Raw genomic sequence first — 22,648 nt, forward strand, 5'->3', positions numbered from 1 at the left:
TAGCTAGATCTTGCTCTCAACGACATAGAACCTTGCAGCTCAATTTGAGAAGCCCGCCGCATCCACTCGGACACGACGGGCTTCGTCAAATTTCAGTCTCAGAAACCTCGGTCGTTCACACGCCGGATTCAGCCGGTGGATCCGACGCCCCATCTTCAGCAGGAGCCTCTTCTTCGCCGGAAACTTGCGGGTCAGATGCTTCCGACTCGGTCTCGGTTGCCTCTTCCTTCATCTCCGCTTTTTCGGCTGGATCCGTTTCGGAATCGGCGACCTCGGCCGCCTCTTCTGAATCAGCTTTTTCCGGCTCAGCGGACTCTTCGGCTTCCGCTTTCTTTTCGTCGTCTGCCACGTCTGCCGACTCATCCTCCATTGCAGCTTCTTCGGCAGCCTTCTCTTTGGCGGCTTCCTCTGCGGCAGCCGCTTCTTCGAGTCGCCGCTCCTCTTCTTCCAGTTCAGCCTGTCGTTTGGCGGCCAAATCCTTCTGAGTCTGACGGACTTGTTCGTACATGTCTTGGTCGACCTGCCCGTACTCACCCATCAATTCCACGAAGGCCTTCAGAGGGAAGTCATCGGGCATTTCGTCCGAGTCAATCGCGATGCGATAACGACGCAGGGATTCGTACAAATCCTGAGCCGTGTCATCAATCACGAGGATCGGATAGTCATCGAAGATCTCGGCCCAAACCTCGAAGGCTTCTTCGTACAAGCCAATTGCCTTTTCGAGTTCCGCATCCGCGTTGGCCTTTTCAGCCTCGTAGATCAATCGCCGAGCTCGAACGGTTCGTTCCTCTTGTTCGGCCAGAGCCAACGTGTCCCAGTAGGGATAGTTGATCTGCTTGCGATAGCCTTCGGTCTTCAGGATTCGCTCATCCAGATCCTTGATGTCTTCGACCAACTGCAGAGCTGCCAATTGCTTGGACTGTTGAGTTGCACGAGCGACCTCGTCGTAGTTGACACTGATCGAATCCTCGGCCTTCTCAGCGATCGACTGCTGCGATTTCGTCCGCTTCTCCTCAGGAGTCGACAGGGCGTCTCGTTGAACAGGCCCCAGCTTTTCAATCGCTTTGGTCCGAGCGGCCAAATACGCGTCACCCGCGACTTCTTCCAGCGTCTCGATCTTGTCGGCCTGTTGACGAATCAACTCGTCCAACTGACCCAATTTGATCGTGAACGCCGCGGTGGTGGGCACGGAACGATTGCCAAAGGCCTTCCAATCGGCGGAGGCCAATTGCCAAGCGTTCTGGGCACGTTCGTCCAAAATACCTTCCGACTCAATGGCTTCGGCGTGTTTCAGACGCCACTTCGGACCGGTCTCGTAGAAGTTCAGCGGTGTCTGACGACGAATCTGAACGCCGGATTCAACCAGGTCATAACCACGGTTCAGCCACAACCGGCCAACCAACCAGTTGTCCGGCTTATTCGTCGGCCCACGAGCCTCGGGACTGTCGACGGCGATGTCTTCTTTCAACAGTTCCTCATGAAGCTGTTCATCTTCCGAGAACAAACGCCGAAACTGCTCCTTCTCGTCCGACATCCCCATCTTTTGGCCATAGAACCAACCGGTGTACCAAACCAAGCGAGGTGCTTTTCGGTTTTGGTTCACACCCTTGGTCAGGAATTCAGTGCCTTCTCGGACCATTTCGTAGCGTTGACGATAATCGTCGAACTCGGTGGAAACGTTGTACGCCAAGTTGTGAGCCTGAAATTCCCAGACCTTATCAAAGTGAGGTTGCAACAAAGCAATGTTGTTGAGGGTCGCTTTCAAACGATCCCACTCGTGCATCACCCGGTAATCGTGCGACTTCTTCCAGAGCAGCGATGCCGCCACCCCACGAAGTCCCAACGAAGCGAGCTTCATCGTTTCACTGGCAGGGCTGATTTCACCGAGATCGCTCTCGGCAATGTCATACTTGCCTCGCAACTGGGCCAAGCGGCCGCCACCTTCCCCTCCACCACCACTGGGTTGCCCCAACAGGTACAAGGGAATCAGCATGACCACAAGGATCATCAGATAGACCAATTTACGTCGCAGAACTGTTGTGCGATTCATGCCGCGATCTCACGCGATTTCAGGATGAAATAACTGACGATAAAGGCAAGCAGGACGTACCCGAACGTTGCCGTGGCGTGCCGCGCGAGCAACGCACCGAAAATATCAAAGCCCGAAGCGGCGTACTCTGCCGTCTCGACCATTTTGGGAAGGTTGGGAAGTGCCGTGGCGATCGCATCCAGGCCATAAACAATGGCTGCATCGACCGTCTTGATCACCTTTGCCGCGACCGTGTCGACGTCCAACTGGGTCGTCATCGCATCTTGTCGAAGCAGACGAACCATCGATTCGATCGGCCCGCCTCCCCGTTCAATGCCACTGTCGATGTAGTGCCGAGTGTCGAACACCTGTTCCGCTGAGAAACCCAGCAAAACACAGACGAAGGTGGCGATCATGGCGACCGGCCCAGTCAAAAACGTACTGAACATCACGCCAAACGCGATCACCATCGTCATCTGCAACCAAATCGAGCCGTAGGCTTTGGTGAGGTTCCAACCGAAGGTGTTGTCAGCGGGGTGCAAGTAAACACCGCTCTTGGTCACGCCCAAGTACTGAGCACGATCCAGGCAGCGAACGATGATCATGATTTGACCGTCTTCGTTGACCAAGTCTTCGAACACATTCAGCATGCGAGTTTCGCTGCCGTCGGTGCCTTCCGTTTCAAGTGGCAGAATCTTTTCGTCCACTTCGTATTCATCCACGATGAAAGCAATCGGGTTGCTCTCGATGGCTTTATCAGGGTGCTTCATGGTGACCGAACCGCGAATTCCGGTTTCGATATCACCCTTGTAAGAACGATAGGCACGCAGCGAGAGGTCCACCGGAATGCCGTCGGGATACCGACTCTGCGTCACGTTTTCAAACGTGAACTCAGCGGTTCCCAGCGACCCACCTTCGACATAGCCGTGTTCAATCTTGCGAGATCCCTTGGCGACACCGATCAGACGTGCGATCCCAGTGCTGCTGTAACCACCGGCCAAACGTTCGTTGCCGACGTCGATGCCTTCTTCTTGCAGGTTCCCGGAACGATCCCGAAATCGGATCGAACCATACGATGGGATCCGGGCTCGCAACGCTCCCTGGGGAGGACCGATCTGGAATGTTCCGTCTTCATTGCGACGCACCACGTGACGGTGCCCACGAACAATGTTTGTCAGACCTTCACCAGCCTCATTCAATTCGAAGGTGTGCGAGTGGAACTGGACAAAATCGGTTTCACCCTCGTATCCGCCACTGGGGAGCTCACGAACCTCGACAACTTCTTGGTGCGAGTGATCCAACCCTCGAACCACAAAGACATAGCTGAGCAAGCCCATCGGAACCAAGATCATCGTGCCGACGCCGATGAACCCCAGCATTCGACCCGCGATGAGTTCCGTGACTCGCACGGGTTTGGTCACGATCGTGTAGATCGTTTTGTTTTTGATGTCCTCGGGCAGCGAGAACGCACTGATGAACAACGCGAGCGCCAACACCAAGTAGTTCGTGGCTGTCAACACAAAGCTGACATAGAGTCGAGCAGGGTCATCGCTCTGCGGGTTCAGGTACCAACCTGCCAGCAGCAACAAGACCACAAACAAACCGACGATGTAGAGAACTTTTCGCCGGAGTGCTTCTTTGAACGAAAGCCTTGCCAGTGCGAAGATGCGTCGCAAGCTGGTTCCCGGCAGGTCGAATTTGAAGAAGTCGCGAACCGCACGAGCGACGGCAAAGAAGCCTTCCCCCGAACCGTAACGAGACGACGAAATCACATAGCCTGCGATCAGCCCTAACACGATAGCCAGAGCAAACAGGACGATTCCCTTGAGCGCCGCACTTTCCAAGAAAGCACCGTCGCGAAAGAACCACTGCGAATACGACCAGAAATCTTCCGGTTGTAGGTTCATGCCTGTCCTCCGTCGCTGTCACCGCTGCCATCATTGGCGGGAGCCGCGTCGGAACCCTGGGAGAATCGGCGAGCACCTGGACGAGCTTCGCTCTCACGGACGATGTTCAGGAACAAGTCTTCCATCGTGGCCGTTGGGTTGTCGATCGACTTGACCGTTCCGCCGTGACGAGCGATGACATCTGCGATCTCGGTTTTGGCCGCCTCGGACAACCCGGTCGCGTGAACTTCGGTCACGTCTTGAACCTTCAACAGATCGCTGACTCGCCCCAACTCTTTCAGTTCGCCTTGGTGCAAGATCGCAACCCGGTCGCAAACATCTTGCACGTCCGCCAATTGGTGGCTGCACAGCAAGACCGTTTTGCCTTGATCGCGGAGGCCAAGGATCAAATCCTTCATCTCGCGAGTACCGATCGGGTCCAATCCAGTGGTTGGTTCGTCCAACAAAATCAGATCGGGGTCGTTGATCAACGCCTGAGCCAAACCGACCCGGCGGGTCATCCCCTTGCTGTATTCCTTCAGCTGGCGGTGCTTGGCACCCTGCAAACCAACCATTTCGATCAGCTGCGAAACTCGATCGCGTCGTTCCGAGGCGGACAGGTCAAACAGCCGACCATAGAAGTCGAGTGTTTCTTCTGCCGTCAGAAATTTGTACAGGTACGATTCTTCGGGCAAATACCCGATCCGCTCGTTCTTGCGGGTTTCGCTGGCGTCTTGATCGAACACCAGAACTCGCCCGCTGGTCGGAAAAAGCAACCCCAGGATCAGTTTGATGGTGGTGGATTTGCCGCTTCCGTTGGGCCCCAACAAGCCAAAGATTTCTCCCGGACGGACTTCGATGTCCAAGGACTTCAACGCGTGAACCTTTTTCCGGCCCCAGAAGTCGCGGTAAATCTTGCTCAGGTTGCGGGTTTCGATGACGATCGAGCTGGAGGCGTCGGCAGAATCCGGTGTCGCGGTCTGCGGCGCGTCTGCCACTGCCGCGTTGGGTTCGGTACTCACGGATGAAGGATCCCGACTCAGAGAGAAAAGACGAATAAAATGAATGAAAGAGACTCGTCAAAATTCCGAGCCTACCGAGAAGTCCCCTACGCTACGAGGTATCCTCCCAGACGGTTCGGGGTTGTCAGCCAGGGTTTCTATTTTTATCACTGCGACTGTTCGATTCCCGCATGCTCGATGCCACGCGGGCAATCCCTCTCCCGGCGTCTCTGACCACCTCCCACGATCACGATGATTCAAACACCGAAAATGGATCGACCGTGATCTCGCGAGACAGCGACGCCTACCAAACAGCCCTCGGCTGGTTGGTCGACCGAATTGATTACGAAAAACTGGCAGCCCCCGGTTCACGCTACCGTTTCACCTTGGAACGGATGCGAGATCTGATCCGGCGACTGGGCCACGGTCAACACCTCACCGTCGATCCTAGGGAAGAAGGCGAACACACCCCCTCCAGCGGAGACACCACCCCCGCCAATCGGTTCTCCCCGTCAGTTCCAACCTCCACCATCACCCGCTCGAATGCTGGGCATTCGGATGCGCAAGGTGGCCAATCCAATGCTGGGCGAAACACGGACGAAGGTCCCCAAAACCAAGTCCAAATCGTGCATTTGGCGGGAACCAAGGGCAAAGGAAGCGCGGCCACCATGGTCGCCGCTCTACTGCACGCGGCAGGTTATCGAGTCGGCCTGTACACCTCTCCCCACTTGGTGCACCTGGAAGAACGATTCCGAGTCGACGGTGAAATCGCCACCCCCGAGGAGATGATCGGGTTGATCGATTCCATGCGTCCGATCGTCGAAGCGATGGCGGCGGCTCCCATCGGTGGCCCCTCGTTTTTCGAGCTGACCACCGCGATGGCGATCGAACACTTCCATCGACACCAATGTGACGTCTGGGTTCTGGAAACGGGCTTGGGCGGACGCCTGGACAGCACCAACGTCTTCCAAAGTCACGCCACCGCGATCACCAGCATCGGGCTGGACCACCAACACGTGCTGGGCAAAACCGTGGAGTTGATCGCGGCAGAAAAAGCCGGCATTTTCAAACCGGGTATACCGGCCATCAACGGCGTCCCCCCCGGTCCGGTGCGAGATGTGATCGTTCGAACGGCCGAGCAAGTCGGCGCTCCGCTGAGTCACTTGGGGTCGGAGATCCAAATTGAAACGGATGCGGAAACCAATCCAAACTGGGGCAGCCGCTTCCGAATTCGAGGGCTCAGTGATTGGATGCCCGCGGAAACCAAGATCGAACTGAAACTCGAAGGAGCCCACCAAGTTCAAAACGCCGCCATCGCGTTGGCGTTGGTGAATTCATTGCCCGAGATCACGCCCAAACTTCTTCCCGAGCAACGCATTCACGAATGCCTCGCCTCGCTACAGATCGAAGCTCGTTTGGAACGATTCCAATTGCCTGGCGACCGGATCGTGCTGCTCGACACGGCTCACAACGCGGACTCGATCGAAGCGATGCTGAACGTTTTGAACCAGCGCATGCATGACCGTCGAAAACATTGCTTGTTTGGCACCAGCGCCGACAAAAACGTGCTGGCAATGTTCCAGCGGATGCAGCCTCACTTCGATTGCTGGACGCTGACTCGATACGAAGGCAACCCTCGCTTCGTGCCCGTCGCTGATCTGCACCAAGCGGCAATCCTGGCGGGGCTGATCCCGGAACAGATCACGCAATCCGCGACGCCCATCACAGCGATCCAGCACGCGGTTGGCTCCCTTGCCGCCCATGAAGTTCTAGTCATCTGCGGCTCGTTCTTCTTGGCCGCAGAGCTTCGTCCCTGGCTGGTCCAACAACGCGATCAGCTGGTGGAGTCACCCGAATCGGAAGATTCCTCGTTGGATTCGACTCGCGTTTCACCTCCATCGAGCGGCTCATCGAGCGGCTGAATTCCGATTCGAGCAGCACGCTCTTCCCATCGTTTGCGAGCGTACTGCTGCAAATCAACTTGCCTGTCCGACTCGTCCACGATTTCCAGTCCGAGCAGCGTTTCCACCAAGTCTTCCAGCGTCACCAATCCAACAATGCTGCCGTACGAATCGCTGACCATCGCCAAGTGATGGCGACCTTCGAGCAAGATTTCCAGCAACTTTGGCAACGGACGGTTGTGCCGCACCACCGCGACGGGACGCGAAAATTCTTTCAGCGTTCGATTCGATTGACCTCGCGTGTGGGCGAGCAACAAATCGACTTTCAACACAAATCCTGTGATCCGATCCAACTGCTGATCGTAAATTGGAATTCGCGAGACCGGCAGATCCACGACCTCATCACTTTGAGGCGGGGCACTGGGGTCGGAGGCCCCATCGCCGACCGCCTCGGGTTCGCCTGATTGTTCGGCCAGCGTTTTGCTTAACAATTCGCCCACCGTCATCGTTTCAGGAAAAGCGATGATGACCACGCGTGGGGTCATGATGTCTTCTGCCGTCAAATCGGGCAGTCGCATCAAGGACTGAAACACTCGCGATTCGTGATCATCCAACACGCCCTGCTGAGCACCAATTTCCGCCATCGCAGACAATTCGTCACGGGTGAGCGTGTGATGACCTTTGCCGCCCGACAACAACTTGGTCAACTGCTCACTCAACCAAACCAACGGGTAAAGCAGAACGATCAGGTAGCCAACCGAGGCCGCCACGAACGGGCCGAGCGCACGCCAATGCAACGCGCCAATGGTCTTGGGGATGATCTCACTGAAGACCAAAATCAGCAGCGTCATCAGAGCACTGGCAATGCCGACCGCATGACCGCCGTACACCGTGTCGCCGTACAACTTCGATGCTTCCGCACCCACACCGGCAGCCCCGATTGTATGAGCGATCGTGTTCAAACTCAAAATCGCGGCCAAGGGCCGATCGATGTTGGCTTTCAATCGGCTCAGTCGTTTCGCAGCAATCGGCTTGGTCTTGTCCAGCGTTGCAATGAACGACGGCGTGATCGATAGCAACACGGCCTCGGCAACGCTGCAGTAGAAAGAAAAGCCAATCGCCGAAACGAGGTAGATCAACAGAAGCATGAACAGCGAATTCAATGAGAAGGAGACGGGCCTCGGGGTTGCCATCATACAGCACAAGGCAGTCTCGTAACCGCCCACCTGAGCGTTCAATTCGATCACGGTTCAACCTCCCCCAAGAACCACGTCGCGGCTTGGTCCGGTTTCTTGGTCCGTCGGGATTGTTAAGCTTCCGAGCACTCTTCCACCTGGTTTTTGCCTCCCCTCACCTTTCGCCGAGTTCGCCATGGCTGCCCAACCGATTCCACCCGGCATCGTCGTCACCGGTGCCTCCAGCGGGATCGGCCGGGCGATCGCGATCCGATTGGCGGAATCCGAGCGGGCCGCACAGAGGCATTCGCGGATCCTGGTTCACTACTGCCGCAATCGTGAAGGCGCAGAAACCACCGCCGATGCCATTCGATCACGAGGCCTAGACGCCGACATCATCGCCGCGGATCTGGCTGACTCAGGTGACGTGCACCGATTGTCCAAGGAAGCTTTTGAGAGACTTGGCAGCGTGCAAACTTGGGTCAACAACGCCGGCTTGGATGTCCTCACGGGCGAGGCAGCCAATTGGTCGTTCGACGCGAAGCTTCAACACCTGTTGGCCGTCGATCTTCAAGGCACCATCGCACTCTCTCGCCTGGTTGGCGGTCAGCTGCAACAACAATCCATCGCGCGAGCGACTGACGATGGCGTCGTTCCCTCGATGATCTTCATCGGATGGGACCAAGCTCCGCTGGGAATGGAAGGCGAGGCTGGCATGATGTTTGGGCCCGTCAAAGCGGCGGTGATGGCGTTCTCCGCTTCACTCGCGCAAACCTTGGCTCCCCACGTGCGAGTCAACACGGTCTCACCGGGCTGGACCCAAACAGCCTGGGGCGAAACCACGTCCGGCTACTGGGACGACCGAGCGAAACATCAATCGCTGATGCATCGCTGGGGCAGACCGCAGGACATCGCCGAATCGGTTGCTTACCTGGTCGCCCCCGAAAACAACTTTGTCACCGGGCAAAACATCAACGTCAACGGTGGCTGGAATCGCCGTTACGACGCTCCACCAACATCTGATCAATCAGATTTGTGATCTGATCCGCCGAGGCCTCCGGGGTTCGATCCGCGACCGAACGTCGCGCCTGCAACCGCATTTCCAGTCGCTCGTCGGAGCCCATTCTTGAGAACGCATTCAGCGCGTCGCTCAACGAGTCCGCTTGATCAATCTCGACCACCCAACCGTTTTGCTCAGGACGCTCCTGACGGTTGCGAATCAGCGTCACGACCGCTTGCGCCCGATCGTTTCCGATCACGACCAACCCGCTGTGCAAGGCTTCGTCGACCACCAACCCCCATTCATCGCCGCGTGTCGGAAAGAACATGATTTCATGATCGCGGTACGCGTCGCGAATTTGCTGGGCGTCGCAATTGCCTCGCCAATCAACCGTCAAGTTCGACGGGGTTGGAATCGCACGCAACTGCTCCAGCAACGGACCGCCCCCAATGAGGGTCCAGTCGACAATCAGTTCCGGCGATCGCCGGGTGACTTCCATCATGGTCGTCAGAGCTTCGCGAACACCTTTTCGGTCGATCAACTGACCGACCGTCAACACACGAACTCGATCCTTCGACTGACGGATCAACTCCCCCGTATAAATTTTGGTGGGGTCGGCCGAGTAATCAAACGGTGCCAATCGTCTTTCCGGAACTCCTAAATCGATCAGCCACTGCTTGCACTCGGGACCGTGATGGGTCACCCGGTCGGCCTGCGACAGCAGCAATCGTCGCTGGATTCGCCGCAACCATCCGGACCGACTGGCTTCGATCCAGGGCGAGGTGCTCACTGCAATGACCAACTGGCACCGGCGTTCCCGCAACCCAAACCATCCCGATCGAGCGCAGTGAAACGCTGACATCATGGATCTCACACCCAATTCGGTCGACACCACGACATCGGCCTTCGCTCGCTTCAACTGCCGCAAAGTGTCGAGCGGAAAGTGAACGTAGTTGACATCAGAATAACCATCCGGGTGATGATCCACTCGAGTCCGAGTCCACGTTTTCTGCTGCCGAACATCAAGCCCGCCATCATCTGGCTTCCACGTTCGATTGCCTTCCATGGCAACGGAGATCAGGACAATCAATTGCCCGACGCGCTGATCCCAGGCTTGAGCAATGGCAACTGAATCAGGCGCGAAAAAGTTGCGTAGATTGACGACCGTCGCAGTGGAAGCTCGCTTCATGATGCCCCCCAAACCCCAGGGCTTCCTGCATAATCGGTTGATGTTTCAGCAGCGTCCCGTTGCGAACGCTCGGCTTCCGCCGCATCCAACTGCCGAGCATCGACCAACACCGGATAGAAAATGCACGTCATCCAAACAAGGGTGCATGGACCGGGGAAAATTTCCAACACCGTGTCCTCGGTCATGCACGACAGAATGGTGAACGCCGAAAACGCGCGGATCAACAAGTGCTCTCCCACAAACACGAGGCAGACGTTCCAAAACAACAACCCAGCCATCAATGCCCCAGCGATCAATCCACCCGCCAAAGAAGCATGGAGCACCGCGTTGTGCGTGGCCTGCGAGTACTCCAACATCAAGATCGGCGCGGCATTGAAACCGTGCCCAACGATCGGACGCTCCCAAATCAAACCGATTGCTTTTGTCCAAATTTCGGAACGTCCGGTTCCACTGGTGATCTCCTCCGCATCCCCTGACTTGGACACCTTTTCCAACACCTTCCCGACGAACTGATCCTCCCGCCCGGTTGCGTAGAGAAAGGTCATCCCGACCACGCCAAGCAACGCGATCAACGCGATGGCAGAAACTCCCACGCGACCTCGCAAATGGTCCAAGAACAAGATGCTGACTCCAAAAGCCCCCGCTAACAACGCGGTGCGACTCCAGGCCAAGTAGGCCGACAGCGCAAAGCAGGCCGCCACGGGAAGGGCAACGTTCAATCGCAACGTGCCACTGCGAAACAGGTACAGCGTTGCAATCACGCCAAGCACCATCGCTCGTCCCACCGCATTGGGATGCGCCGTCCCCGACATTCGATTGACCACCAAACCATCGGCCAACAACTCGGGAAACATCCCGTACTTGGGCACAAACACGTACAAAAACAATGCCAGCCCCATTGTCGCGGTCACACCGACCAAGACTGCGGTGACGACCCCACGCAAACCAATGGCGAACAGCGCGACGACCAAGAACACGACGTAGGCGACGTTGATCAACGCAGCAGGCAGCGACGAACCGCTGATCGCGATCGGCGTTGCCAATCCAACCAGCATCAAAATGGCCAACACAACGACGGGAGGCATCGTCGTCAAGGTTTGCCGAACGTTCGCAGAAGTCAGCAGACCATACGCCCCCACCAGAAAAGCCGCCCCTGCCACCACCAACTTGCAGGCAACCCGGATGTCCAGACCGACCGTCATGGCCGTCGCATCCGAACCAATGTCAAGCGGCCCGAAGAAGGTCGACAGAGCGACCACCAACCAAGACGTGAGGGACAAATACGAACTGTTCCTCCATGCCGATCGAATTTGCTGAGTGAGTTGCAGCATGGTGACGAGAATTTAGCTCACTAACATCAGCGGAGATCACAAATCAAAGGTGCCCCCAGCATAATTGGCGTCGGGTTCGTTTCGCAGGCGTGTTTGGAAGTTCGTCGGCCCAAACATTTTCCGCCGCCTTTTTCTTCTGTTTTGCCAGCCCCGACTGCTGGCAGAACCCTCCAGCGGACCATCAGCCAAGGCTCCCCCGCCTCCCCAGAGGGAATCTCTGAGTTGCTGCCGAAGTCCCCACCCGATTGAGTCCAGACTGGCATCTCACCTGGCAATGCATGGCCAGATCCCCAGTGTTCTTGCGAGACGCAGCCAGCGACGGAGTCGCTCCCCGCCAATTCCGCCGCCATCGAGCTTTCGGGTTGGCTTCCGCATCTGGGCACCGAAGTTTAGAATCCGCCAAAACTTGTTCCGAAAACAGGCGTTTTGCCCCGGAACCTCCTCCCCATCACCCCTATGCAACCGAGCCGCCTCGAATGACTGCATCAGCCCAAGGTGTGCAAACCACTCCCACCCGCCAATCTTCCGCCAGCAACCCCGAACGGGTGTTCAATTTTTCGGCGGGTCCGGCCACCATGCCCGAATCGGTGCTGCGGGAAATTCAGGATGAGATGCTGTGTTACCCCGGCGCGGGCGCGTCGATCATGGAAATCAGCCACCGCGACAAGCTGTTCGTCGATGTGCTGCATGATGCAGAATCGACGATCCGTGAATTGTTGAACGTCAGCGACGACTACTCGGTGATGTTCATGCAAGGGGGAGCCTCGCTGCAGTTCTCAGCGATCCCTGCCAACTTGCTTCGCGGCAGTGGCAAACGAGCCCAGTACGCCCTGACGGGCTCCTGGGGCAAAAAAGCGATCAAGGAAGCCAAGAAAGAAGGCGACGTTGATGTTCTCTTCGACGCGGCGGAATCGAATTACGACCACGTGCCCTCGGCGTCCGAATTGGTGTGCCCCGACGACGCGGCCTACCTGTACTACTGCAGCAACGAAACGATTCAAGGCGTTCAGTTCCCTACCGAACCAAACTGCCCCGACTCGGTGCCCTTGGTCAGCGACGCCTCCAGCGATTTTCTTTGTCGCCCACTGCCGATTGAAAAATACGGTTTGCTGTACGCCTGTGCTCAGAAAAACGCAGGACCTGCCGGCGTGTCTGTCGTGATCATGCGCAAGGACTTGCTCGACCGAGCCGACCCCAACATCCCCGGCTACCTGCACTTCAAGAACCATCACGACAACGACTCGGAATGGAACACCCCGCCGACCTTCGCGATCTACGTGCTCGGCAAAGTCGCTCGTTGGCTGCGTGATGACATGGGCGGCCTGGAAAAAATGGAATCCATCAACCGTGAAAAATCACAGCATCTCTACTCGACGATCGATTCCAGCAATGGCTTCTACCGTGGCCACGCACAACCCAATTGCCGCAGCTTGATGAACGTGACGTTCAACTTGCCCAGCGACGAACTGACCGCGAAATTCATCGCGGAAGCGGCGGAGCACAAACTCGCCGCACTCAAAGGCCACCGCAGCGTCGGCGGTATCCGAGCAAGCATCTACAACGCGATGCCTCGTGAAGGAGTCAACACATTGGCTTCGTTCATGAACGACTTCGCCAGCAAGAATAGCTAGTCAGCCTCCCTGAACCATCCATCCCCAACCTTCAATCTCAATCCCCACCATGCATCGCATTCTCGTTCTGGATGATATCGCCCAAGAAGGCATCGACTTGCTCGAAGCCACCGAGGGCATCGAATACGAAGTTCGCACCAAACTCAAAGGCGAAGAACTTCGCCAGTCGCTCAACGAGTTCGATGCGGCAATCCTTCGCAGTGGCGTGACCATCACACCGGAATCACTGGAAGGCAACACGCGTCTGCGAGCCTTGGTTCGCGCTGGCGTCGGAACCGACAACATCGATAAACCAGCCGCGACGCGGCGCGGAATCGTGGTGATGAACACGCCCGCCGGCAACACCGTCAGCACCGCCGAACACACCTTCGCCATGCTGCTCGCCATGAGCCGCAACATTGCCGCGGCCAACCAAAGCCTGGTCGAAGGCCGTTGGGACCGCAAGAAATTCATGGGCACTCAGGTCGCCGGCAAAACCCTGGGCATCGTCGGCATGGGCCGCATCGGTCGCGAAGTTGCCTCGCGTGCTCAATCGTTTGACATGGACGTGGTCGCTTTCGATCCCTTCCTGACGGACGACCAAGCCGAATCGTTGAAGGTTCGCCGCGTCGGAACGGTCGACGAAATGCTTCCGCAAATCGATTACTTGACCGTCCACACGCCGCTGACGCCCGAAACTCGCGGCCTGATCGGCATGGAGCAACTTGAAAAGGTCAAACCGGGCCTGCGAATCATCAACGTCGCTCGCGGTGGCATCTACGATGCCGAAGCAATGGTCGAAGGCTTGAAATCGGGCCAGCTCGGTGGGGTCGCGCTCGACGTCTACGAAAACGAACCCTGCACAGACAGCCCGCTGTTCGGAATGCCCGGCGTCGTCTGCACACCACACTTGGGTGCCAGCACCGAAGAAGCCCAGACGCAAGTTGCCGTGGAAGGCATTCACCTGCTGCTGAACTATCTCCGCACCGGTGAGATCCGCCACAGCGTCAACGTGGCTTCGCTGGACCCCAAGACATTGGCCGAGCTTCGTGGTCACCTCAACGTGGCTCACCGCTTGGGATTGTTCCTCAGCCAACTGCACGGCGGTGGCATCGACCACGCTCGCCTGACGTTCCGCGGCGAAGTCTCCAGCAAAGACACGCGAGTTCTCAACAATGCATTCTGCGCTGGATTGCTCGAACGTGTGGTCGAAGACGCCAACGTGATCAACTCGGAAATGTTGCTTCGCGAGCGTGGCATCGAACTGACCTGCGAACGCGTTGGCGACAAAGGCGCGTTCACCAGCAGCATCACCGCGGAAGTCAGCGGCAACGGCAAAACCGTCCAAGCCGGTGCCGCGATCCTCGGCCACGAAATGCCGCGTTTGATCCTGGTCAACGGGTACCGCCTCGAATCGTTCTTGGACGGCAAACTGCTGGTGTTCGTCCACAAGGATGTCCCAGGGATCATCGGTCGCGTCGGCATGACGTTCGGCAGTCATGGCGTCAACATCGCCCAAATGGCAGTCGGACGCGAAGGCGATGCCCCCGGTGGTGCTGCCATTGGCGTGCTCAGCCTGGACGGCGACGTGCCCGCAGCGGCACTCGACGACTTGCTCGCGATTGACGCGATCACGGAATGCCAAGTCATCGACATGCCCAAGGCCGGCCAACTGCCCAGCTGGCTCAGCTAAGCAGGAATGCTGGGGGCAGAATCATGTGAGCCGTTTGGGCGTTGGCCTGGACTGCTGAACGTTTGGGGGGGAGTGTCCATTCATTTGCGCAAGTTTTCATCCCGGTAGGGATGCAAGATGGTAGCTGTCGGTAAGCGATAGCGCTACCGACGGACATGCAAACCCCACGCCGCCACTCTCCATCCCGCCGTGGCCATCGGCCACGGCGGGATGGAGAGTGTTTTTAGGAAGCTCGCTTTCCGGGGGTACGCCGCTACGCAGCAACCCCCGGCTACCATCTGACATCCCTACCGGGATGAAGAAAGACAGAAGTCGGAATAGAAACAGACGTTCAAAAAAAGCCATCGACACCGAAGATTGAACAGCCCAGCGTTCGCCCGGTTTTGCGTGGGAGCAGCGGCGTTTGCCTAGACATTTCAAATGCCGAACGACTCCTGCCTACCTGCTTGAGCGTTTAAACCGTCATGGACCAAACGAAACAAGGCACGGTGATTTTCACCGTGCCTGCTTTCGTTTTGATTCGGTTGCCACTCGTGTGCTCAGCGAACAATTCGAGCGGCGGAGGTGGCCAACACGTGAGGCGTGTCGATCCCCTTCAGATATCCACTTTCGCCCGTCACTCGAATGGTGGCTCCCAAGTGCGAATGCACATCGACACCGGGCGCTGGCGTCAGATAGGCCAACGTTCGGCCGCCACGGTCCGTGATGGCGTACGGGGGACGACTTGGATCGGCGGAGTAAACCTCCACCAGCGTTCCTTCGTGAACCGGCAAGGCAACGGGTGCCGCATGGGGCACTTCATGGGAAACCGTTGCAATCTCTTGAGGCAGCTGCGGAGACGGAATTGGATTCGTCGCCGCACCTGGCAGGCTACCATTGACTCCCGCCGCTGCGGTCGCCATGGAGGAAATCGGTGTGACTGGCGAAGGAATCGCGAGAACGGGTGTCATCGGCGTGGGAAGCGACATCGTCTGCACGACCGTCTCTCCGTCGCGTCGTTGAGCAACCACCTGATATTCGCGGCAACGAGTCGCCAAGGCATGCAACTGCAGGCGTTCAGCGGCTTCAGCTACCAATGCGACCTCAGGTGCCGATGCTCCTCGCGCCATCAGCTTGGAAAATAGAACTGGCAACATGCTCACATCGGCTTGGGCGACATCTCGCTGGACCTGTTCGATTTGAGCCGCTGCGATGGTTCGTAACTTTGGAGGCGCCGCAGGAAACGTTGCCGAGACCTGCTGAATTCCCGAAGGCGATGTTTGATCCCATCCCCCACCGGTCATTGCAAGGGCCCCGTTTCCGTCAACCATCCGGGGACGCGACGTGATCGTCATTCGTGAATCACGCATGCTCGATTCGGCAGGAGGGGTGGATGAAGCGAGCGATGGTAACGCAGCGAGGTTTGCAGCTGATTGAGAAGCAGTGGGTCCCGGATTGGCAGCAACACCACTGCCAACGACATCACTGCGGACTGGTTCTTCATGACCCACCATGGCGATGGCTTGCGACATTGAGCCTGCGCCGGCGACCCGGTGATCTTCGATCGGTACCAAATCAGGGATGCGACGACTCGATTGAGTGACAGGTTCCAAGTCAGCCACGTCTTTGGAGCCTCCACCGACCAGTGATTCCAAGCCGCGAGCAATCCGATCTGAAAGGCTACGAGGATGATGATCCGCCTTGGCAGCCACTTCTGCGCCAGGATGAGCCTGTTCTTCACCGCGGCTCAACCGAGCCACACGATCCGCCAATTCACGGCGAGGGTGAGAGCGTTCCAGACTTTCGGTTGGAGATTGAGAGCCGGTCCTCGATTCCCACTCTTCGTCGGCCACGTCCGCTTCGAATTGCGACATGGCAATGCGCGGTTGCTCCCCGGCTGGTGCGGGTTCGGTGTTGCCATCAGGAATGAACATGTGCTGGGCCGGCTCCGGTCGTTTCAGACTCGCGACCAACGCTTCCGCCGTGGCAGCCGTTTGGTCCTGGTGAATCCAACGAAACTCGCCGGAAGGAGGCACAATGCGATACCAGGTTTGCGGTCCATCGGGGCCTTCGCGTTGGCTGCTGCCAACGATGGTGACCTCTTCGCCCTCGCCCAGTTGAACCTGCCATCGATAGCGGCGGGCTCGTCCGAGATTGGTTCCAATCCAAGCAACCGTTTTATCTTCGGTGACGGTTGCCGTCCCCAGCACATCCGCCCCGGATGATTGCTTTGAGTTGCTTCCTTGTTTCAGTTTGACCGCATCCGCGGCGACCCAACAAAAGCTTTCTTCGACCGGGCGTACGCCCAACCAACCGTCGCTGGTTTCAACGTAAACTTCGAGTTCTTGCCCGTGCCGAACAGGATCAGTTTTGTAGTATTCGCCCGACGGCCCACAACGAAGATGCGCCTCTGTATCGGACACAAACACCAAGTAGGGCTGGTTGACCGTGTTGGCAGAGGTGTCTTGGCCGTCCGCAGAACCGACGAAGGTCGTGAGACAAGCCAGACCGCCCCAGAGGAGCTTCATGGCCAGAGACGACAGCGTCCCTTCGTGCGACGGAGAGGTGGCGGTGTGTTCGTTCATCAAAACACTGCGTGTGACGCGGAAAACCGGGAGGTACCGTCCACAGACCAGCCTGCCGACGGCGATGCACCTGAAACCAGGGCATCACACCGATCGATAGCGAGATTTGGCCTCTCGCGACAAGCCCAATCGCGAGACATCAGGCAGAGCCGCCTCCAGCTGCCTTGCCGGTGTGATCTCCCCAATCGATACAGCCTTCTTCACCCCTGGACTCTCTCCAAAGGACTTACCTCACACCCCTCCATGGATCGGTGTTTTTGTGTGCTATGGTTGGATCGGCAGAGCACGTCCTGGGGCAAAACATGACAACCAAGCAAATCAACGCCCTGAGAATGCGGCAGATTCTCATCAAGCGTTTTGGCATCGCGATCGGCATCATTTTCGCGACGATCATCCTCGCATTCATCTGCGAATCCGAACAAATTCGGAAAGCGGACGAAGATGCGTTCCTGGTCAACGTCAGCGGTCGACAACGGATGCTGTCTCAACGCATTGCACTGGCGTCTCGCGCCCTGCTGCTTTCAGATTCCCCTCGATTTGAGGCAAGCTGCCGAACGGAACTGAGCGATTCGATTCAATTGATGCGGCAGTCGCATGAGTTCCTGCTCCAAGATGTCCAGACCTCGCCCGGACGCAATGCGATTTACCTGGGCGAAGGTCGACTCGACTCCCAAATAAAAGACTACCTTCGCAGCGCTGAAGAAGCACTTGCAACGAGCAATCGAAACGTCACGGATCACCTGGCTCGCGTCGCCTTCGATGGCCCAATGCTGGGCTTGCTGGATCAAGTGGTCACGGAGCACCAGTCCGATGCAGAGAACCGGATCCAGGCGTTTGGAACCTACAAGGCAGTCCTCACCCTGATTTCATTGGGCACCCTGTTCGCCTTGGTTTGGTTCGTATTCCAACCCACCGTCGCACTGGTCACCCACAACCTGGAATACCTCGAAAAATCAAACGCGGAACTGATCGAGTTCACCTACCGAATGTCGCACGACCTTCGTTCGCCAGTGGTGTCATCACGCTGCCTTTCGCAACTCGCGATCAAGTTGCTCGACGAAGATGATCCGCAAGAGGCCAAGGAAGCCATGCGCCGAGCTGAAACTTCGTTGACGAAACTGTCCCACACGATTCAAGATATCGTTAGCCTGGTCAAACAAAGCATGACAGACCCTCTCGTTGAGACCGTTCCCCTCCGCTCCATCATCGAAGAGGCGGTGCAACACAGCCGTGATTTGCCCGGTGGTGACGTGATTGACTTTCAAGTCATTTGCGATGAACAGCTTCAAGTGCAAACCAAACGGGTGCCCCTGAAACAATCGATCGAGAACCTGGTTAGCAATGCCGTCAAATATCGAGACATCAACAAACAGACCTCCCGAATCACGATTGAAGTGATAACCGCCAAGAATGATTTTGAATTGTCGATTTGCGACAACGGCCTGGGAATTGATCCCAAATTCAACGACCAGATTTTCGGGATGTTCAAACGCTTTCACCCGCACGTCTCATCTGGAAGCGGACTGGGCTTGTATCTGGTGTCTAAAAACGTCGATTCGATCGACGGATCGGTCGGTTACCGTCCAACAACAGACGGATCCCGATTCACAATCCATTTCCCCAGCCTGGGAGCCTGATCAGTGCGAATCCTCCTCATCGAAGACGATGAAGCGTTCCACTACCTCTGCCAGATGGCCTTCAAACGCGCCGGGGAAGCCGTCGATCTCACCACCGCCTTCGATGGCTTGGAGGCATTGGCAATCCTGCGAGACGGTGAGACGAAACCAGATGTGATTCTGGTTGACATCAACATGCCCCGGATGAACGGTCACGAATTCTTGCAGGAGTATTCCCAAACGGACCCCGGCAACCTGCCGGTCGTTGCGATGCTCACAAGCTCAGAAGATCCACGTGACCGTGACCCAGCCATGCGGTACCCGTTTGTAAAGGACTACCTCGTCAAGCCGCTCACCGGGGATCATATCCAGCACATCAAACAAATTCACGAAGCGGTCCGAGCCTCCACGGTTCAGGTCCTGGGAGAAGGACGCCTCGAAGAACGTCAGTCATAAAATCGACGTCCCTCGGCCACGGCGGGAAGCGGAGTGTTTGGGGTGCCCTCGTTTTCCGGTGGTGCGCTGCAGCGACCACCGGCTACCGTCTGAAATCCCTACCGGGATGAAAACAGATCGAAGCCGAAAGACTCCGGTCGATCTGCTGAGGAACCATTCGGAAACAACTTCGGGATTCAAAAGTAGCGGAAGGGCGCGAGCCCTCCGGTGACACACCGTGCGGCTCACGCCGCTCCGCTACAGCCGAACTTGATTCCGAACGATTCCTTAGGTGAGCTCTTCCGCCCCGCCATTCTGCAAGGCAGCGACGATTTCTCGGACGCGTTCTTCCGAAGATTTGGGAGCCACCAGGGTCGCATCGGGAGTCTGCACCACAATCAGATCGTGCACATCAATGGTGGCAATCGTGTGCCCGGGCGTCCCGTGAATGATGCAACCGGTCGAGTCCACGCTCACATGCGTTCCCACCACTGCGTTGCCGAATTCATCCGCCGGATGCAAGCGAGAAACCGCTTGCCAGCTTCCAACATCGTCCCAATCAAACGGGGCCTCGATGACCACGACTGGCGAGTGCCGTTCCATCACCGCGTAGTCGATCGATTTGCCTTCGATCGCCGCGAATTCTTTCTGCAGCACCTCGTCGTAGTTGTCGGTACCGATGGCCTTGGAAATCGTCTCGATGTGCGAGTACATTTCGGGCTCGTGCTGCTTGAGCGCATCCAAGATCGTCTGGGCACGCCAGAGGAAGATTCCGCTGTTCCAAGAAAAAGTGCCTTCGGCCAGATACTGTTTCGCCGTCTCCGCATCCGGCTTTTCGCGAAAAGTCTTGACCTGATAAGCCTCGTGACCGTCGATCACTTCGCCGCGTTGGATGTAGCCAAACGACTCCGCGGGATAAGACGGCTTGATCCCAAAGGTCACAATCGCATCGGGATGCTCGGCCAAGATCGCCTCACCACGACGAACGCCTTCGGCGAATTGGTCGTGTTGCAAAATCACATGGTCCGAGGGGCAAACCAGCATGACTGCGTCAGGGTCCTCGTGAGCCACCAAGGCGGCTGCTAATCCCACGCAGGGAGCGGTATCGCGACGGCATGGCTCGCCCACGATCGTTTCGCGGCGAAGCTCGGGCAGTTGTTCCGCAATCGGCTCCACCAACGCGACCGAAGTCAACACATGCGTTCGCTCCGCCGGAATCACCGAACTGAGCCGATCCCGCGTGGCTTGGATCATCGTGCGATCGCCCGCCAATGAAAGCAGTTGTTTTGGTTTGGCCTTGCGAGAAGCAGGCCAAAAACGAGTTCCACTGCCACCTGCCATGATGATCGCGTGAAGCATGATCGAGTTCCGTGTTGAAGTCCAAGGTGTAAGTCATCCAGCGAACTGGCCGTCGCTCGCCCGTTTTACCTGATTCGCTGCTTCGACAGCAGCCTCCTGCCACTTCCCACCGGTTTCTTCTCGCAATTTTGGCATGAATCCCATTTGAATCATGCCCAATCCGGACGGTCACTTCCATCGCAAACGCATTGACGCGAATTCAACGGGCCTTCCGAGGCACAACTGCAGCAGGACTTCACGGAGAGAGCATCCAAAGCTCCCAAAACGTACGGATGATGCAGAGCGAAATCCAGCTCGATTTCGATTTCCTCGGGCTCGATCCCATGCTCACAACTCATTTCTGCAAGACGGCGTGGCTCATTGTTTCCGTGGTGGCGAGAACATCAACGACATTGATCTGATGATGCTGCAAGGCCACGACTTTCAGCCCGCGGTCCAGGCCATCGTTAGGGTACAGCCAGTCGAGTTCGCGGTTGAGATCCGACGGGTTCTCACGCCAGGTTCGGTTGCTGGCACGGTCGCAGCCGTACTCGATTCGCGAAAGGTGCGAGCTGGCTGAGACGTCTCGCCAACGAAACTCGGCAGCCTCTCGGCTACCGCTTGCCCCTCATCCCCTGTGCACCCACTGGTTATTCGGTGTCCGACACCTTTGTTTCACCTATCGATTCGCCGCAGCATTTTTCGCTTGCGTGCTTTGGCTTTACGTCTTAGTTTGGCGCTCACTCGAAACCCTCGTTTGCGTGCGTGGATTGATGTCTTGGTAACCACCAATACACGCGTAAAACGCCGAGGGCTTTCGAGTTTTTAGATGTTTATTTGCGCAGGCTTCGCTTGTTCAAGGTCTAGTGCATCATTCAGTACCACCAGAATTCCTCGTGCCAAACCCCTGTCTTCCTCAATAGCTACACCTTCCAGTAGCCCTCAATCTGCATTGCCCTTTGGAAACCCAGCATGGATCCATTCTGCAACCGATTCAATTGTCTTGAATTGCTCTAGAGATGTCTGGGGCTCTTCCAGATCCCCACCAACAGAATCCCAGTGGAAATCCGTGTCTGTGAGTTCCACGTACTCCTCCAATTCTCCCGACTCCGGAGCCCGTGCTTTTTGCTTGTTCTGATATCTGATTGTCAACGGAACCTGGACTCCTTCAAAGTCCCTCCAAGTGTAGACTTCCTCCTCTTTTAGCACCCGCTTTTTCAAGTTGGTATCGAAGTAAAAGACTCTGTGTCTTTGCGGAACGATGTTTTTGATGTCGAATATCCAGGCGTGTGCTAGCGTCTCCTGGCCATTGCGTACGACAACACGAGTAACTGTTGCCGTATCGTCACCGCTGAGTTTTGCTTCAAATCCGTCCTCCGCTATGGTCTGCTTTATCCAAGCAGTATGATTCGATCCATGCAGGGAGCTGGAATCTGGAAAGCCAACCACCCCCAAGGAATGGAAAGTCGGCATCCCTACTGATCGACTGAATGGAATATTGGGAGGCAGATCCAGTCGCCGCTTCCCAACGCCATCAATGACAATGGCTTCTCCACGCCCGCCAACTTGCAAGACATGTGTTGACTTAGACGTTTCCATCTTGCCATCCGCACCAATCACATCTGCAACTACGATTCGCCCCAGAAGCGCGCGTCCGAGGTTAGCGTCACGCACACATCGGACCAACTCATTGCGAACCTGTACGCGACCTGGGGGCATGACAGAATATTCGAGCGAGAAAGCTACCGAGTATGACTTGATTGACTGGTTATTCACGATCAGTCCCTCAAGCAGCGAAGCAGCAAACTCCCCTGCATCAGCATCAGAAGAAACCGGAGGATCAGCATGCAAGTGCGTTCTTTGTGACCCTACGACAGTCA

General features: G+C 56.9%; 15 protein-coding genes. 6 read left to right on the plus strand and 9 right to left on the minus strand.

Annotated elements, in window-relative coordinates:
- Positions 1–115: 115 nt before the first annotated feature.
- The 3 genes from UH5x_RS09375 to UH5x_RS09385 are packed head-to-tail and all read right to left on the minus strand — an operon-like array spanning position 116 to position 4,937.
- Positions 116–2,050 (minus strand): IRE (iron responsive element), encoded by a 1,935-nt coding sequence (locus UH5x_RS09375; RefSeq protein ID WP_482635505.1) that lies wholly within the window; start codon positions 2,048–2,050, stop codon positions 116–118.
- Positions 2,047–3,936, minus strand: a complete 1,890-nt coding sequence (locus tag UH5x_RS09380; protein ID WP_482635506.1) for an ABC transporter permease — start codon at positions 3,934–3,936, stop codon at positions 2,047–2,049. The genes UH5x_RS09375 and UH5x_RS09380 overlap by 4 nt, the downstream gene beginning before the upstream one ends.
- Positions 3,933–4,937, minus strand: coding sequence for an ABC transporter ATP-binding protein (locus UH5x_RS09385; protein WP_047813393.1), 1,005 nt, complete (start codon positions 4,935–4,937; stop codon positions 3,933–3,935). The genes UH5x_RS09380 and UH5x_RS09385 overlap by 4 nt, the downstream gene beginning before the upstream one ends.
- A 170-nt stretch (positions 4,938–5,107) precedes the next feature.
- Here UH5x_RS09385 and UH5x_RS09390 point away from each other — a divergent pair, with 170 nt between their 5' ends.
- A complete protein-coding gene (locus UH5x_RS09390) occupies positions 5,108–6,838 on the plus strand; it encodes a bifunctional folylpolyglutamate synthase/dihydrofolate synthase (RefSeq protein WP_482635507.1) in 1,731 nt (576 codons plus the stop codon).
- Here the strand turns inward: UH5x_RS09390 and UH5x_RS09395 are convergent.
- Positions 6,751–7,965 (minus strand): CNNM domain-containing protein, encoded by a 1,215-nt coding sequence (locus UH5x_RS09395; protein ID WP_482635508.1) that lies wholly within the window; start codon positions 7,963–7,965, stop codon positions 6,751–6,753. The two genes, UH5x_RS09390 and UH5x_RS09395, sit on opposite strands and share 88 nt — an antisense overlap.
- 223 nt (positions 7,966–8,188) lie before the next feature.
- Here UH5x_RS09395 and UH5x_RS09400 point away from each other — a divergent pair, with 223 nt between their 5' ends.
- A complete protein-coding gene (locus UH5x_RS09400) occupies positions 8,189–9,031 on the plus strand; it encodes an SDR family NAD(P)-dependent oxidoreductase (RefSeq protein WP_482635509.1) in 843 nt (280 codons plus the stop codon).
- Here the strand turns inward: UH5x_RS09400 and UH5x_RS09405 are convergent.
- Together UH5x_RS09405 and UH5x_RS09410 are read right to left on the minus strand one after the other, a co-directional pair.
- Entirely contained in the window at positions 8,970–10,181 is a 1,212-nt protein-coding gene (locus UH5x_RS09405) for a glycosyltransferase family 4 protein (RefSeq protein ID WP_047813395.1), read from the minus strand. The genes UH5x_RS09400 and UH5x_RS09405 overlap by 62 nt on opposite strands.
- Positions 10,178–11,461, minus strand: coding sequence for an O-antigen ligase family protein (locus tag UH5x_RS09410; RefSeq protein WP_482635510.1), 1,284 nt, complete (start codon positions 11,459–11,461; stop codon positions 10,178–10,180). Before UH5x_RS09410 ends, UH5x_RS09405 begins: the two co-directional genes overlap by 4 nt.
- Positions 11,462–11,988: 527 nt before the next feature.
- Between UH5x_RS09410 and serC the strand changes: the two genes are divergently transcribed.
- On the plus strand, positions 11,989–13,143 hold the full coding sequence (gene serC, locus UH5x_RS09415) for a 3-phosphoserine/phosphohydroxythreonine transaminase (protein WP_083434814.1): 1,155 nt from the start codon (positions 11,989–11,991) through the stop codon (positions 13,141–13,143).
- Between the two features lie 49 nt (positions 13,144–13,192).
- On the plus strand, positions 13,193–14,815 hold the full coding sequence (serA, locus tag UH5x_RS09420) for a phosphoglycerate dehydrogenase (RefSeq protein WP_047813398.1): 1,623 nt from the start codon (positions 13,193–13,195) through the stop codon (positions 14,813–14,815).
- Between the two features lie 539 nt (positions 14,816–15,354).
- Here the strand turns inward: serA and UH5x_RS09425 are convergent.
- Positions 15,355–17,379 (minus strand): SH3 domain-containing protein, encoded by a 2,025-nt coding sequence (locus UH5x_RS09425; RefSeq protein ID WP_482635511.1) that lies wholly within the window; start codon positions 17,377–17,379, stop codon positions 15,355–15,357.
- A gap of 302 nt (positions 17,380–17,681) precedes the next feature.
- Here UH5x_RS09425 and UH5x_RS09430 point away from each other — a divergent pair, with 302 nt between their 5' ends.
- Together UH5x_RS09430 and UH5x_RS09435 are read left to right on the plus strand one after the other, a co-directional pair.
- Positions 17,682–19,016 (plus strand): sensor histidine kinase, encoded by a 1,335-nt coding sequence (locus UH5x_RS09430; protein WP_160311404.1) that lies wholly within the window; start codon positions 17,682–17,684, stop codon positions 19,014–19,016.
- Between the two features lie 3 nt (positions 19,017–19,019).
- Entirely contained in the window at positions 19,020–19,451 is a 432-nt protein-coding gene (locus UH5x_RS09435) for a response regulator (RefSeq protein WP_053061077.1), read from the plus strand.
- A 267-nt stretch (positions 19,452–19,718) separates the two neighbouring features.
- Here UH5x_RS09435 and UH5x_RS09440 read toward each other — a convergent pair whose 3' ends face one another.
- Together UH5x_RS09440 and UH5x_RS09445 are read right to left on the minus strand one after the other, a co-directional pair.
- Positions 19,719–20,789 carry a mannose-1-phosphate guanylyltransferase gene (locus tag UH5x_RS09440; protein WP_482635512.1) on the minus strand — a complete coding sequence of 357 codons (1,071 nt, stop codon included), beginning with the start codon at positions 20,787–20,789 and terminating at the stop codon, positions 19,719–19,721.
- A 921-nt stretch (positions 20,790–21,710) separates the two neighbouring features.
- Complete coding sequence (locus UH5x_RS09445) at positions 21,711–22,619, minus strand: hypothetical protein (protein ID WP_482635513.1); 909 nt, start codon at positions 22,617–22,619, stop codon at positions 21,711–21,713.
- Positions 22,620–22,648 lie beyond the last annotated feature (29 nt).

This window comes from Rhodopirellula sp. UH5, from assembly GCF_056839225.1.

What these genes read in the sequence shown, in the direction of transcription:
- UH5x_RS09375 (WP_482635505.1), bottom strand. Translation starts at nt 2,050, where the DNA reads ATGAATCGCACAACAGTTCTGCGACGTAAATTGGTCTATCTGATGATC.
- UH5x_RS09380 (WP_482635506.1), bottom strand. Translation starts at nt 3,936, where the DNA reads ATGAACCTACAACCGGAAGATTTCTGGTCGTATTCGCAGTGGTTCTTT.
- UH5x_RS09390 (WP_482635507.1), top strand. Translation starts at nt 5,108, where the DNA reads ATGCTCGATGCCACGCGGGCAATCCCTCTCCCGGCGTCTCTGACCACC.
- UH5x_RS09395 (WP_482635508.1), bottom strand. Translation starts at nt 7,965, where the DNA reads ATGCTTCTGTTGATCTACCTCGTTTCGGCGATTGGCTTTTCTTTCTAC.
- UH5x_RS09400 (WP_482635509.1), top strand. Translation starts at nt 8,189, where the DNA reads ATGGCTGCCCAACCGATTCCACCCGGCATCGTCGTCACCGGTGCCTCC.
- UH5x_RS09405 (WP_047813395.1), bottom strand. Translation starts at nt 10,181, where the DNA reads ATGAAGCGAGCTTCCACTGCGACGGTCGTCAATCTACGCAACTTTTTC.
- serC (WP_083434814.1), top strand. Translation starts at nt 11,989, where the DNA reads ATGACTGCATCAGCCCAAGGTGTGCAAACCACTCCCACCCGCCAATCT.
- serA (WP_047813398.1), top strand. Translation starts at nt 13,193, where the DNA reads ATGCATCGCATTCTCGTTCTGGATGATATCGCCCAAGAAGGCATCGAC.
- UH5x_RS09425 (WP_482635511.1), bottom strand. Translation starts at nt 17,379, where the DNA reads ATGAACGAACACACCGCCACCTCTCCGTCGCACGAAGGGACGCTGTCG.
- UH5x_RS09430 (WP_160311404.1), top strand. Translation starts at nt 17,682, where the DNA reads ATGACAACCAAGCAAATCAACGCCCTGAGAATGCGGCAGATTCTCATC.
- UH5x_RS09440 (WP_482635512.1), bottom strand. Translation starts at nt 20,789, where the DNA reads ATGCTTCACGCGATCATCATGGCAGGTGGCAGTGGAACTCGTTTTTGG.